We start from the raw sequence: 11,903 nt of genomic DNA, 5'->3' as shown, positions 1-11,903 counted from the left end.
CGGTCACTGGAGGAAAGATGCGTAGCCTGGTTTTGCTGCTGGCGCTGATGGCGCTAGGCGGCTGCATGAATGTCAGCGATATGGGTGAGGGCGTTCGTTATCACATGAGTGACGCCGGTCTGCTGGACCACAGCGATACCCGTCGCACCCTTTCGATCCGCCTGCAGCCCGATTCGTTCATCTTCATCGGCCAAGGCGCCTTCGTGCCGCCGGGCAAGGGGCCGGTGCCACGGCAGAACGTGGTGGCCGAGCAGGCCTTCAAGAGCTTCGTCGAGTATTTCCCGCTGGTGCGCCGCGCGCAGGGCCCGCTGGGCCTGGAAGAGGCCATCGCCCAGGCGCGCTCGGTGGGCGCAGACTACGTGCTGTACACCCGCTTCGCCCGCACCGACGACCGTATTGGCAATGGCGACGAATGGTATGACGAACAGGCGGTCGACCGTCTGGGCTGGGACACTGGCGTGGTGCAGATGATGCTGATAGAAACCAGCACCCGCTACCTGATCGACACTGCGCGTATCAAGAGCCGTGGCGGTTTGTTGACGTTCCACGACAACACCCCGGAGGATTTGCTTGGCGCGCCGATGCGCGAGTACGCTCGTAGCCTTCTGGGTGTGAGTGAATGAGGCAAGCGTGATGAGCGATTCCGGCAAGGCCAATGATCTTCTGGCGCAGATACCCAAGGCCAAGGGCCTGCCGCCGGTACATCTGTGGAACCCGGACTTCTGCGGTGACATCGACATGCGCATCGCCCGTGATGGCACCTGGTACTACCTGGGTACGCCGATCGGGCGCAAGCCGATGGTGCGGCTGTTTTCCACCATCATCCGGCGCGATGGCGATGACTACTTCCTGATTACCCCGGTAGAGAAGGTGGGCATACGCGTCGATGATGCGCCGTTCGTGGCCGTAGCGCTGGACGTGGAGGGGAGGGGGGAGCAGCAGGTACTGCGCTTCACCAGCAATGTCGAGGACCAGGTCGAGGCCGGGCCGGCCAACCCGCTGCGCGTAGTGATCGACCCGGTGACGCAGGAGCCATCACCGTATGTGCTGATGCGCAGCAACCTCGAGGCACTGATTCATCGCAATGTGTTCTACCAGCTGGTAGAGCTGGCGGTGCCGCGTGAGATCGAAGGGGAAGAGTGGCTTGGGGTCTGGAGCCACGGTGAGTTTTATCCGATCGGGCGTAGTAGCTGAGGCCCGGCAGCGCAAAGCTCCCCGTCCCATAACGAAAAAGCCCCCGGTTGCTTGCGCACCCGGGGGCTTTCTCAGTGTTTGGCTCCGCGACCTGGACTCGAACCAGGGACCCAATGATTAACAGTCATTTGCTCTACCGACTGAGCTATCGCGGAATCTGTGCGTATCTTACTGATTGCCTAGGGAAAGTCAAGCCACCCCTAGGCAAAACAATAAGTTACAGCACCTGCACGATAGCTTTGGTCACCACGTGGATGTTGCTCTGGTTCAGCGCGGCCACGGCGATGCGGCCAGTGTCCAGCGCATAGATGCCGAACTCGTTCTTCAGGCGGGCGACCTGTTCGACGGTCAGGCCCGAGTACGAGAACATGCCAACCTGGCGGCCAACGAAGCTGAAGTCGCGGTTGGCGCCATATTCGGCCAGCAGCGAAACCATCTGCTTGCGCATGCCGTGAATGCGCTCGCGCATTTCGGCCAGCTCGGTTTCCCACATCTGGCGCAGTTCGGCGCTGTTCAACACGGTGGCAACGATGGTTGCACCGTGGGTCGGCGGGTTGGAGTAGGTGGTGCGGATCACGCGCTTGACCTGCGACAGCACGCGGGTGCTCTCGTCCTTGGAGGCGGTGACGATCGACAGCGCGCCGACGCGCTCGCCGTACAGCGAGAACGACTTGGAGAACGAGCTGGACACGAAGAATTCCAGGCCCGACTCGGCGAACAGGCGCACGGCGAAGGCGTCTTCGGCGATGCCGTCACCGAAGCCTTGGTAGGCCATGTCCAGGAACGGCACGTGGCCCTTGGCCTTGACTACTTCCAGAACGTTTTTCCAGTCGTCCAGGCTCAGGTCGACGCCGGTCGGGTTGTGGCAGCAGGCGTGCAGCACCACGATCGAGCCGGACGGCAGGTTGTTCAGGTCTTCGAGCATGCCGGCGCGGTTGACGTCGTTGGTCGGCGCGTCGTAGTAGCGGTAGTTCTGCACCGGGAAACCGGCCGATTCGAACAGCGCGCGGTGGTTTTCCCAGCTCGGGTCGCTGATGGCAACCACGGCGTTCGGCGACACACGCTTGAGGAAGTCGGCACCAATCTTCAGCGCGCCGGTACCGCCGACGGCCTGTACGGTAACCACGCGGCCAGCGGCCAGCAGCGGCGACTCGGCGCCGAACAGCAGCTTTTGTACAGCCTGGTCATAGGCGGCGATGCCGTCGATCGGCAGGTAGCCGCGCGAGGCGTGCTGGGCGGCACGCTGGGTCTCGGCTTCGATGACGGCGCGCAGCAGCGGAATGCGGCCTTCCTCATTGCAGTACACGCCTACGCCCAGGTTGACCTTGTCGGTACGTGGGTCGGCGTTGAATGCTTCGTTGAGGCCCAGAATAGGGTCGCGGGGTGCCAGCTCGACAGCGGAAAACAGGCTCATTGTTACCTTGGCTCTGATTGGAGTGTGATAGGACGTACCCGCTCCAGCCCGAATGCACTGAAGCGGTGCACAAACGGGGAGTCAGTATAGTGATACCGACCGGTCACCGCGACAGTCTGGCGCCGCTTTTCCGGTCATTTGCGCAAATATTTTTCGACCATTGGTCGAATTGCCGGGTCCACCGTAACAAGCGCTCACGGCAGTGCCTTGAAAGCGCCCCCCGACGGGCGCATTTGGGTATAGACTACTGGCTAAATTTACAGTTGCTGCAGCACTGCGAGGTCCGTCATGTCCGAGTTCCAGCTCGTCACCCGTTTCCAGCCGGCCGGCGACCAGCCCGAGGCCATCCGCCAGATGGTCGAAGGTATCGAAGCGGGGCTGTCGCACCAGACGCTGCTCGGGGTGACCGGTTCGGGCAAGACCTTCAGTATCGCCAACGTCATCCAGCAGGTGCAGCGCCCGACCCTGGTGCTGGCGCCGAACAAGACCCTGGCGGCGCAGCTGTATGGCGAATTCAAGGCGTTCTTCCCCAACAATGCGGTGGAGTACTTCGTTTCCTACTACGACTACTATCAGCCTGAAGCCTACGTACCGTCGTCCGACACTTTCATCGAGAAGGACGCTTCGATCAACGACCACATCGAGCAGATGCGCCTGTCGGCGACCAAGGCGCTGCTGGAGCGCCGTGACGCAATCATCGTCACAACCGTGTCGTGCATCTACGGCCTGGGTAGCCCGGAGACCTACCTGAAAATGGTCCTGCACGTGGATCGCGGCGACAAGCTCGACCAGCGCGCCTTATTGCGCCGCCTGGCCGACCTGCAATACACCCGCAACGAGATGGATTTCGCTCGCGCAACCTTCCGCGTGCGCGGCGACGTGATCGACATCTTCCCGGCCGAATCGGACCTCGAGGCCATCCGCATCGAGCTGTTCGATGACGAGGTGGAGAACATCGCCGCCTTCGACCCGCTGACCGGTGAGGTCTTCCGCAAGCTGCCGCGTTTCACCTTCTACCCCAAGAGCCACTATGTCACCCCGCGGGAAACCCTGCTGGAGGCTGTTGAGGGCATCAAGGAAGAGCTCAAGGAGCGCCTGGAATACCTGCAGAAGGCCAACAAGCTGGTCGAAGCCCAGCGCCTGGAACAACGCACCCGCTTCGATCTGGAGATGATCCTGGAGCTTGGCTACTGCAACGGCATCGAGAACTACTCGCGCTACCTGTCCGGGCGCCCGGCCGGGGCGCCGCCGCCCACCTTGTACGATTACCTGCCGCCCGATGCGCTGCTGGTGATCGACGAATCCCATGTCAGCGTTCCGCAGGTTGGCGCCATGTACAAGGGCGACCGCTCACGCAAGGAAACCCTGGTCGAATACGGCTTCCGCCTGCCTTCGGCGCTGGATAACCGGCCGATGCGTTTCGACGAGTGGGAAGATGTCAGCCCGCAGACCATTTTCGTGTCCGCCACCCCGGGCCCTTACGAGGCCGAGCACGCCGGGCGCGTGGTGGAGCAGGTGGTGCGCCCGACCGGCCTGGTCGACCCACAGGTGGAAGTGCGCCCGGCGCTCACCCAGGTGGATGACCTGCTGTCGGAAATCCGCAAGCGCGTGGCGCAGGGTGAGCGGGTGCTGGCCACCACGCTGACCAAGCGCATGGCCGAAGACCTCACCGACTACCTGGCCGACCACGACGTGCGGGTGCGTTATCTGCACTCGGACATCGACACCGTCGAGCGGGTGGAGATCATTCGCGACCTGCGCCTGGGTACTTTCGACGTGCTGGTGGGCATCAACCTGTTGCGTGAGGGCCTGGACATGCCCGAGGTGTCGCTGGTGGCGATCCTCGATGCCGACAAGGAAGGTTTCCTGCGTTCCGAGCGCTCACTGATCCAGACCATCGGCCGTGCTGCGCGTAACCTCAATGGCCGGGCCATCCTGTATGCCGACAACATCACCGGTTCCATGCAGCGCGCCATCGACGAGACCGAGCGTCGTCGCGAGAAGCAGATCGCCTTCAACCAGGCCAATGGCATCGTGCCCAAGGGCGTGGTCAAGGACATCACCGACATCATGGAAGGCGCCACCGTGCCCGGCGCGCGCAGCAAGAAGCGCAAGGGCATGGCCAAGGCGGCGGAGGAGAGCGCCCGCTACGAGGCCGAGCTGCGCACGCCGGGCGAGATCACCAAGCGCATCAAGCAGCTGGAAGAGAAAATGATGCAGTTCGCCCGCGACCTGGAGTTCGAGGCGGCGGCGCAATTGCGCGATGAGATTGCCCAACTGCGTGAGCGGTTGATTACCAGCTGATGTTTTACTGCCTGCACTGGCCTCTTCGCGGGTAAACCCGCTCCCACAGGATTGCTGCGATCCTTGAGCTCTACGCAGTACCTGTGGGAGCGGGTTTACCCGCGAAGAGGCCAGTACAGGCGACAACCCATTCAGTGGTTTTCCCCGGCCTTTAACCCCTCGGGCAACTTGTGGGTCAGGAGTACCGCCGCCGCGCTCACCGCCAACCCGATCCCGACAAAGTGGAAGGCATCGTTGTAGGCCATGATCAGCGCCTGCTGGTGAGTAATCTCGCTCAGCTTGCCCGGCGCCGCATTGTCATTACCCAGCCGCTCCGCCACCTGCGAGTTGTTCGGCACCACCACCTCCCTCAGGTAATCGAAATGCACCTTGGTCCGTGCATCCAGCAGTGTGGCCAGCAGCGCAATGCCAATCTCACTGCCCAGATCACGCAGGATGTTGAACAGGCTCGACGCCGAACCCGCATCCTGCGCCTGGAAATACGCCGTGGCGATCTGCGAGATGGTCACCATGATCATTAGCTGGCCGATGGCACGGATGATCTGGATACAAGTGACCTTCGCGCCATTGCTGGAGCCCGGTGCCTGCCTCCTGCTAACATCCCGCCTTTGTTTCATCTTTCGTTCGAGACTCTCCATGACCACCGTACGCACGCGTATCGCGCCATCGCCTACCGGCGACCCCCATGTCGGCACTGCCTACATCGCCCTGTTCAACTACTGCTTTGCCAAGCAGCACGGCGGTGAGTTCATCCTGCGCATCGAAGACACCGACCAGTTGCGCTCCACGCGCGAGTCGGAGCAGCAGATCTTCGATGCCCTGCGTTGGCTCGGCATAGAATGGAACGAAGGCCCGGACGTCGGCGGTCCGCATGGCCCGTACCGGCAGAGCGAGCGTGGCGAGATCTACGCCAGGTACGCCAAGGAGCTGGTTGACGCCGGCCATGCCTTCTACTGCTTCTGCACCGCCGAAGAGCTGGAGCAGATGCGCGCCGAGCAGCAAGCCCGTGGCGAAACCCCGCGCTACGACGGCCGCGCGCTGCTGCTGAGCGCCGAGGAAGTGCAGCGCCGTCTGGACGCCGGCGAGCCGCACGTGATCCGCATGAAAGTGCCGAGCGAAGGCGTTTGTGTGGTGCCGGACATGCTGCGTGGCGATGTCGAGATCCCGTGGGACCGCATGGACATGCAGGTGCTGATGAAGAACGACGGCCTGCCGACGTACTTCCTGGCCAACGTGGTCGACGACCATCTGATGGGTATCACCCACGTGCTGCGCGGCGAAGAGTGGCTGCCATCGGCACCCAAGCTGATCAAGCTGTACGAGTACTTCGGCTGGGAACAGCCCAAACTGTGCTACATGCCGCTGCTGCGTAACCCGGACAAGTCCAAGCTGTCCAAGCGCAAGAACCCGACCTCGGTGACGTTCTACGAGCGTATGGGCTTCATGCCCGAGGCGATGCTCAACTACCTGGGCCGCATGGGCTGGTCTATGCCGGACGAGCGTGAGAAGTTCTCGCTGGCCGAGATGGTCGAGCACTTCGACCTGTCGCGTATCTCGCTGGGTGGCCCGATCTTCGACATCGAGAAACTGTCCTGGCTGAACGGCCAGTGGCTGCGCGAACTACCGGTCGAGGAGTTCGCGGCGCGCCTGCAGAAGTGGGCGTTCAACAGCGACTACATGATGAAGATTGCCCCGCACGTGCAGGGCCGGGTAGAAACCTTCAGCCAGGTTGCCCCGCTGGGGGGGTTCTTCTTCGAAGGCGCGCTGAAGCTGGATGCCAAGCTGTTCGAGAGCAAGAAACTGTCGGCTGACCAGGTGCGCCAAGTGATCCAGCTGATCCTGTGGAAGCTCGAAAGCCTGCGTCAGTGGGAGAAAGAGCGCATCACCGGTTGCATCCAGGCGGTGGTCGAGGCGCTGGAGCTGAAGCTGCGTGACGCCATGCCGCTGATGTTTGCTGCCATTACCGGCCAGGCCAGTTCGGTTTCGGTACTGGACGCGATGGAAATCCTTGGCCCGGACCTGACCCGCTACCGCCTGCGCCAGGCCCTGGACCTGCTGGGTGGTGTGTCGAAGAAAGAAAACAAAGAGTGGGAAAAGCTGCTGGCTTCCATCGCCTGACAGTGGTCCTGGGGCTATAAGCCGAACTTGTGGGAGCGGGTTCACCCGCGAATACGATGGTGCGTGTAACGGCGCATTCGCGGGTAAACCCGCTCCCATATGGTTCACTGTTCAGTTTTGCTAAGGGCAGGGCAGTAAGTGATTGTTATCTGTGAAAATTTTTTTGAATATTTTGAAAAATTCGTTTGACAGCCCTGCAATCCGATCTTAATATGCGCCCCGTCCACAGCGATGAACGAAAACGAAACGCCAGGCACCCAGCCAGCGCTTCGGTTCAAAGCGACATTGTGGGGCTATAGCTCAGCTGGGAGAGCGCCTGCATGGCATGCAGGAGGTCAGCGGTTCGATCCCGCTTAGCTCCACCAAATTCCGCTTGGCAGCCAAGGCTGTCGGGCAAGATCAGGTCCAGTAACCGGGTCTTGAAGGTAAGAAGGTTCGTCCCCTTCGTCTAGTGGCCTAGGACACCGCCCTTTCACGGCGGTAACAGGGGTTCGAGTCCCCTAGGGGACGCCAGTTTTGCACAAGCGATGTTTCATATGTCGCTGGGCCGAGAGGCTAGAAATCCGGGGCTATAGCTCAGCTGGGAGAGCGCCTGCATGGCATGCAGGAGGTCAGCGGTTCGATCCCGCTTAGCTCCACCAATTCTGCCAGGGTTCGCATAAGCGAATCTTTGCGAAGGTTACGTCCCCTTCGTCTAGTGGCCTAGGACACCGCCCTTTCACGGCGGTAACAGGGGTTCGAGTCCCCTAGGGGACGCCACTTTTCCTGCATTTTGCAGGGCTTTAAAAGGCTCGTCGATTGCTGATGAGTCTTTTGTTTCGGGGCTATAGCTCAGCTGGGAGAGCGCCTGCATGGCATGCAGGAGGTCAGCGGTTCGATCCCGCTTAGCTCCACCATTTCTGCCAGGGTTCGCACAAGCGAACCTTCGCGAAGGTTACGTCCCCTTCGTCTAGTGGCCTAGGACACCGCCCTTTCACGGCGGTAACAGGGGTTCGAGTCCCCTAGGGGACGCCACGTTTACCCGCGTTTTGCGGGACTTTTAAGGCTCATTCGATTATTGAATGGGCCTTTTGTTTTTCTCCCCTCCCCAAAATTCTGCGACTGACAAGCGGCTGCAGATTCTGCTTGTCAAAAAATATTATGAGAATAATATTTCAGTCATCATATTTTTATCAGCGAGTGCCCTGATGAGCGACAAGAAGAGCAGAACCCGCGAACGCATTCTCGAGGCGGCGCGAAATGCACTGATCCAGCACGGCCCGGCCGAGCCTAGCGTCAGCCAGGTCATGGGTGCGGCTGGTCTGACCGTTGGCGGCTTCTATGCCCACTTCGACAGCAAGGACGAGTTGATGCTCGAAGCATTCCGCCAGTTGCTGGGCGAGCGCCGCGCCTTGCTCGCCCAGATCGACCCCAGCCTCGATGGCGCAGAGCGGCGGGCGCTGGCCAGTGCCTTCTACCTGTCGCGCAAGCACCGTGATGCCGAAGTGCACGCCTGTCCGCTGCCTAACTCGCTGGGCGAGATGCAACGCCTGCCGGAGGCCTTTCGCGAGGTGCTGGCCGAGCACATCGAGCTGATGGCTGCCGCCATGGTCGACCGCCCCGAGGATGCCGACAAGGCCTTGGCCGACCTTGCCCTGATGGTTGGCGGCCTGGCGCTCGCTCGTGCCTTGGGCACCAGCGAGCTGTCTGATCGTATTCTGCGCGCCGCCAAATCGGCGGTGCTTTAACCCTGGAGCATGGCGATGACTACCCTGAGCTGGATTCGTGGTGTCAATGGCACCCTGGGCCATCTGGTCCCCGAGCACGTCGCGGCCAAGATGCGCCGAGCCTTCATGACCCCGCGCAACCTGCCGCCGCGGGATTGGGAGTTGCCCGTGCTGGCCAGCGCCGAGCGCATCACCCTGCGCTTCGGCCTGTCGGCCCTGCGCTGGGGCAAAGGGCCGACCGTGCTGCTGATGCACGGTTGGGAAGGGCGTCCGACCCAGTTTGCCGCGTTGATCGAAGCCTTGGTGCAGGCCGGGCACACAGTGGTGTCGCTGGAGGGGCCGGGGCATGGGCGTTCCCCCGGCGAGCAGGCAAATGTGGTGCTGTTTGCCCGAGCGCTGCTGGAGGCTGCCGCCGAACTGCCGCCACTGCGCGCGGTTATTGGCCATTCCATGGGCGGCGCCAGTGTATTGCTGGCGCTGCAGATGGGGCTGCGCACAGAGGCAGCGGTCAGTATTGCAGCCCCGGCGCGACTGTTGGGCGTACTGCGAGGCTTTGCCCATCGTCTGGGGCTGCCGGCAAGGGCGCGGGCGGCGTTCATTCGACAGGTGGAGCGGGACGTGGGTATGCAGATTGCGCGGCTGGATGTGACTGGTTACCAGTTGGAGTTGCCGGGGCTGGTGGTGCATGCCGCCGATGATGCCTTGGTGGCAGCCGACGAGGCCCAGGTGATCCACAAGGCCTGGTTCGATAGCCGCCTGATGCTGCTGGAGGCGGGTGGCCACCAGCGGGTGCTGTCCGATCCGCGCCTGGGTGAAGCGGTGCTGGAGCTGCTGGCCCGGGCTGGTGCTCCAGCGCGGCAAAGCGCCTGACTTACCGGGCTGACGCGGTCCCTGCAGGAGCGCGTAGCCCCGCAGGCAAGTGCAGAAGGGCTGGACTTTCCCCCGCCGGTCCCTGCTAAATCCACTTTTGCTCCAAGGAAGCGAACATGAGCTGGGACCTGGCAACACCCTTCGTCATTGACCTGCGCGTCGGCAGCGAGGACATCGACGGCCTAGGCCACGCCAACAACGCGGTCTATGTCACCTGGCTGGAGCGCTGCGCCTGGCGCCACTCCCAGCGCCTGGGTCTGGACCTGGCCGAATACCGCCGGCTGGACCGGGCCATGGCCGTGGTGCGCCACGAAATCGACTATCTGGCCGCTGCCTACGAAGACGACGAACTGCAACTGGCCACCTGGATCATCGACTGGGACCAGCGCCTGCGCATGACCCGGCGCTTCCAGCTCAAGCGCCCGCAGGATGGCATGACTTTACTGCGCGCCCAGACCACTTTTGCCTGCATCGAGCTGTCCAGCGGCAAGCCCAGGCGCATGCCGGCGGAATTCCTCGACGGCTACGGCCCGGCGCTGATCGACGCCTGAAACACCGGCAGTTTTTGTTAGACTGTCGGCTTTTTCCGCCGAGACCCCGACATGCAAATTGCCCTGGCCCCCATGGAGGGGCTGGTCGACAACATCCTGCGCGACGTGCTGACCCGCGTGGGCGGTATCGACTGGTGCGTCACCGAGTTCATTCGCGTGTGCGATCGCCTGCTGCCGCCTTCCTCGTTCGACAAGTTGGCGCCTGAGTTGCGCAATGGCGCGCGGACCGCCGCCGGGGTGCCTATGCGTGTGCAGCTATTGGGCTCGGACCCCGTGTGTCTGGCGGAAAACGCCGCGCTGGCTTGTGAGCTGGGGGCGCCGGTGATCGACCTGAACTTCGGTTGCCCGGCCAAGACCGTGAACAAGTCGCGTGGTGGAGCGGTGCTGCTCAAGGAGCCGGAGTTGCTGCATGCCATTGTGCGCGAAGTGCGCCGTGCCGTGCCGGCGGATATCCCGGTCACCTCGAAGATGCGCCTGGGCTTCGACAGCCCCGATGGTGCGCTGGAGTGCGCCACGGCGCTGGCCGAAGGCGGCTCGGCGCACCTGGTGGTGCATGCGCGGACCAAGGTCGAGGGCTACAAGCCACCGGCGCACTGGGAGTGGGTGGCGCGGGTGCAGGATGTGGTCAAGGTGCCGGTGTTCGCCAATGGCGAGATCTGGACAGTGGACGACTGGCGGCGCTGCCGTGAGGTCAGTGGCGCCGAAGACATCATGCTGGGCCGTGGGCTGGTCTCGCGCCCTGACCTGGGGCTGCAGATTGCCGCGGCGCGTGACGGGCGGGAGTACCAGCCGATGAGCTGGGATGACCTGCTGCCGCTGCTGCGCGAGTTCTGGCGTCAGGCCCAGGCCAAATTGTCGCCGCGCTACGCGCCGGGGCGGATGAAGCAATGGCTGGCGATGCTGACCCGCAGCTATCCCGAAGCGGTGGTGCTGTTTGCCGAGTTGCGGCGGGAGGATGACTGTGCGCGGATCAGCAGGTTGCTGGGGGTTGAGGTGCAGGCGCTTGAGGCTTGTGTTGCCTGATCCGGCCACTTCGCGGGTGAACCCGCTCCCACAGGCACCGAGCAGGTCTCAAGGCCTGTGGTGATCCTGTGGGAGCGGGTTCACCCGCGAAAGGGCCATTGAATCCAGTACAAAAATCGGATTTTTTTTGCTCGCCCCTTGAAAGCATTTCCCTCGGCCATATCTCTTGAGTACGCGATGCCGAAGTCGGGTCGCGTGATGACTTACTTGCTGAATCTCAGGAGTTTATGACCATGACTACCGCTTTCTCTCTCGCTCCACTGTTCCGCCATTCCGTTGGTTTCGACCGGTTCAACGACCTGTTCGAATCCGCGGCACGTAACGAGGCCGGTAGCAGCTACCCGCCCTACAACGTGGAAAAGCATGGCGATGACCACTACCGCATCGTGGTTGCCGCAGCCGGTTTCCAGGAGGACGACCTCGACCTGCAGGTTGAAAAAGGTGTCCTGACCGTGACCGGTGGCAAGCGCGACAATGGCGCTGCTGAAGTGACCTACCTGCATCAGGGTATCGCGCAACGCGCCTTCAAGCTGTCGTTCCGCCTGGCCGACCATATCGAAGTCAAGGCCGCCGGCCTAGCCAATGGCCTGCTCAGCATCGACCTGCTGCGCATCGTGCCTGAAGAAGCCAAGGCCAAGCGCATTCCGATCAACGGCGACCAGCCAGCGTTGAACTGATCGCGCGGATGTGAAGAAGGGCACCCTCGGGTGCCCTTTTTTGTGC

General features: G+C 62.4%; 10 protein-coding genes, 7 tRNA genes and 1 pseudogene. 15 read left to right on the top strand and 3 right to left on the bottom strand.

What is annotated here, in order from left to right:
- Positions 1-17: 17 nt before the first annotated feature.
- Positions 18-623 (top strand): DUF4823 domain-containing protein, encoded by a 606-nt coding sequence (locus tag CAY82_RS18070; RefSeq protein ID WP_063911729.1) that lies wholly within the window; start codon positions 18-20, stop codon positions 621-623.
- Positions 624-633: 10 nt separating this feature from the next.
- Entirely contained in the window at positions 634-1,194 is a 561-nt protein-coding gene (locus CAY82_RS18065; RefSeq protein WP_087502447.1) for a DUF1285 domain-containing protein, read from the top strand.
- A gap of 79 nt (positions 1,195-1,273) precedes the next feature.
- Here CAY82_RS18065 and CAY82_RS18060 read toward each other — a convergent pair.
- Positions 1,274-1,349, bottom strand: a tRNA-Asn gene (locus CAY82_RS18060).
- 62 nt (positions 1,350-1,411) lie between these two features.
- Complete coding sequence (locus CAY82_RS18055; RefSeq protein WP_087502446.1) at positions 1,412-2,608, bottom strand: amino acid aminotransferase; 1,197 nt, start codon at positions 2,606-2,608, stop codon at positions 1,412-1,414.
- A 288-nt stretch (positions 2,609-2,896) separates the two neighbouring features.
- Here CAY82_RS18055 and uvrB point away from each other — a divergent pair, with 288 nt between their 5' ends.
- Entirely contained in the window at positions 2,897-4,912 is a 2,016-nt protein-coding gene (gene uvrB, locus CAY82_RS18050; RefSeq protein ID WP_087502445.1) for an excinuclease ABC subunit UvrB, read from the top strand.
- A gap of 131 nt (positions 4,913-5,043) precedes the next feature.
- On the opposite strand, the pseudogene CAY82_RS18045 reads toward uvrB, so the two are convergent.
- Positions 5,044-5,460, bottom strand: a pseudogene (locus CAY82_RS18045) (EmrB/QacA family drug resistance transporter); the annotation flags it as partial.
- Positions 5,461-5,548: 88 nt separating this feature from the next.
- On the opposite strand from CAY82_RS18045, the gene gltX reads away from it, so the two are divergent.
- From gltX to CAY82_RS17985, 12 genes are all read left to right on the top strand, one after another.
- Positions 5,549-7,030, top strand: coding sequence for a glutamate--tRNA ligase (gltX, locus tag CAY82_RS18040; protein ID WP_025338230.1), 1,482 nt, complete (start codon positions 5,549-5,551; stop codon positions 7,028-7,030).
- A 289-nt stretch (positions 7,031-7,319) separates the two neighbouring features.
- A tRNA-Ala gene (locus CAY82_RS18035) sits at positions 7,320-7,395 on the top strand.
- A gap of 72 nt (positions 7,396-7,467) precedes the next feature.
- Positions 7,468-7,543: transfer RNA gene (locus CAY82_RS18030), tRNA-Glu, on the top strand.
- 52 nt (positions 7,544-7,595) lie between these two features.
- A tRNA-Ala gene (locus CAY82_RS18025) sits at positions 7,596-7,671 on the top strand.
- 42 nt (positions 7,672-7,713) lie between these two features.
- Positions 7,714-7,789: transfer RNA gene (locus tag CAY82_RS18020), tRNA-Glu, on the top strand.
- Between the two features lie 61 nt (positions 7,790-7,850).
- Positions 7,851-7,926: transfer RNA gene (locus CAY82_RS18015), tRNA-Ala, on the top strand.
- Between the two features lie 42 nt (positions 7,927-7,968).
- A tRNA-Glu gene (locus CAY82_RS18010) sits at positions 7,969-8,044 on the top strand.
- Between the two features lie 173 nt (positions 8,045-8,217).
- Positions 8,218-8,757: a TetR/AcrR family transcriptional regulator gene (locus tag CAY82_RS18005; protein WP_087502444.1), complete on the top strand. Its 540-nt coding sequence runs from the start codon at positions 8,218-8,220 to the stop codon at positions 8,755-8,757.
- A 15-nt stretch (positions 8,758-8,772) separates the two neighbouring features.
- Positions 8,773-9,606: an alpha/beta fold hydrolase gene (locus tag CAY82_RS18000; RefSeq protein ID WP_087502443.1), complete on the top strand. Its 834-nt coding sequence runs from the start codon at positions 8,773-8,775 to the stop codon at positions 9,604-9,606.
- A 116-nt stretch (positions 9,607-9,722) separates the two neighbouring features.
- On the top strand, positions 9,723-10,157 hold the full coding sequence (locus CAY82_RS17995) for a thioesterase family protein (protein WP_087502442.1): 435 nt from the start codon (positions 9,723-9,725) through the stop codon (positions 10,155-10,157).
- Positions 10,158-10,208: 51 nt separating this feature from the next.
- Positions 10,209-11,180: a tRNA-dihydrouridine synthase gene (locus CAY82_RS17990; protein WP_087502441.1), complete on the top strand. Its 972-nt coding sequence runs from the start codon at positions 10,209-10,211 to the stop codon at positions 11,178-11,180.
- A gap of 233 nt (positions 11,181-11,413) precedes the next feature.
- A complete protein-coding gene (locus CAY82_RS17985; protein WP_087502503.1) occupies positions 11,414-11,857 on the top strand; it encodes an Hsp20 family protein in 444 nt (147 codons plus the stop codon).
- Positions 11,858-11,903 lie beyond the last annotated feature (46 nt).

Source organism: Pseudomonas sp. SID14000 (assembly GCF_002165135.1).
GTDB lineage: Bacteria > Pseudomonadota > Gammaproteobacteria > Pseudomonadales > Pseudomonadaceae > Aquipseudomonas.
Note: the sequence above shows the minus strand (reverse complement) of the source record. Positions and strands in the feature narration are given on the sequence as shown.

Bases quoted from the DNA above. Each gene is read 5' to 3' on its own strand.
- gltX (WP_025338230.1), top strand. From the start codon at position 5,549: ATGACCACCGTACGCACGCGTATCGCGCCATCGCCTACCGGCGACCCC.
- CAY82_RS18000 (WP_087502443.1), top strand. From the start codon at position 8,773: ATGACTACCCTGAGCTGGATTCGTGGTGTCAATGGCACCCTGGGCCAT.
- CAY82_RS17990 (WP_087502441.1), top strand. From the start codon at position 10,209: ATGCAAATTGCCCTGGCCCCCATGGAGGGGCTGGTCGACAACATCCTG.
- CAY82_RS18070 (WP_063911729.1), top strand. From the start codon at position 18: ATGCGTAGCCTGGTTTTGCTGCTGGCGCTGATGGCGCTAGGCGGCTGC.
- CAY82_RS17995 (WP_087502442.1), top strand. From the start codon at position 9,723: ATGAGCTGGGACCTGGCAACACCCTTCGTCATTGACCTGCGCGTCGGC.
- CAY82_RS17985 (WP_087502503.1), top strand. From the start codon at position 11,414: ATGACTACCGCTTTCTCTCTCGCTCCACTGTTCCGCCATTCCGTTGGT.
- CAY82_RS18065 (WP_087502447.1), top strand. From the start codon at position 634: ATGAGCGATTCCGGCAAGGCCAATGATCTTCTGGCGCAGATACCCAAG.
- CAY82_RS18005 (WP_087502444.1), top strand. From the start codon at position 8,218: ATGAGCGACAAGAAGAGCAGAACCCGCGAACGCATTCTCGAGGCGGCG.
- uvrB (WP_087502445.1), top strand. From the start codon at position 2,897: ATGTCCGAGTTCCAGCTCGTCACCCGTTTCCAGCCGGCCGGCGACCAG.
- CAY82_RS18055 (WP_087502446.1), bottom strand. From the start codon at position 2,608: ATGAGCCTGTTTTCCGCTGTCGAGCTGGCACCCCGCGACCCTATTCTG.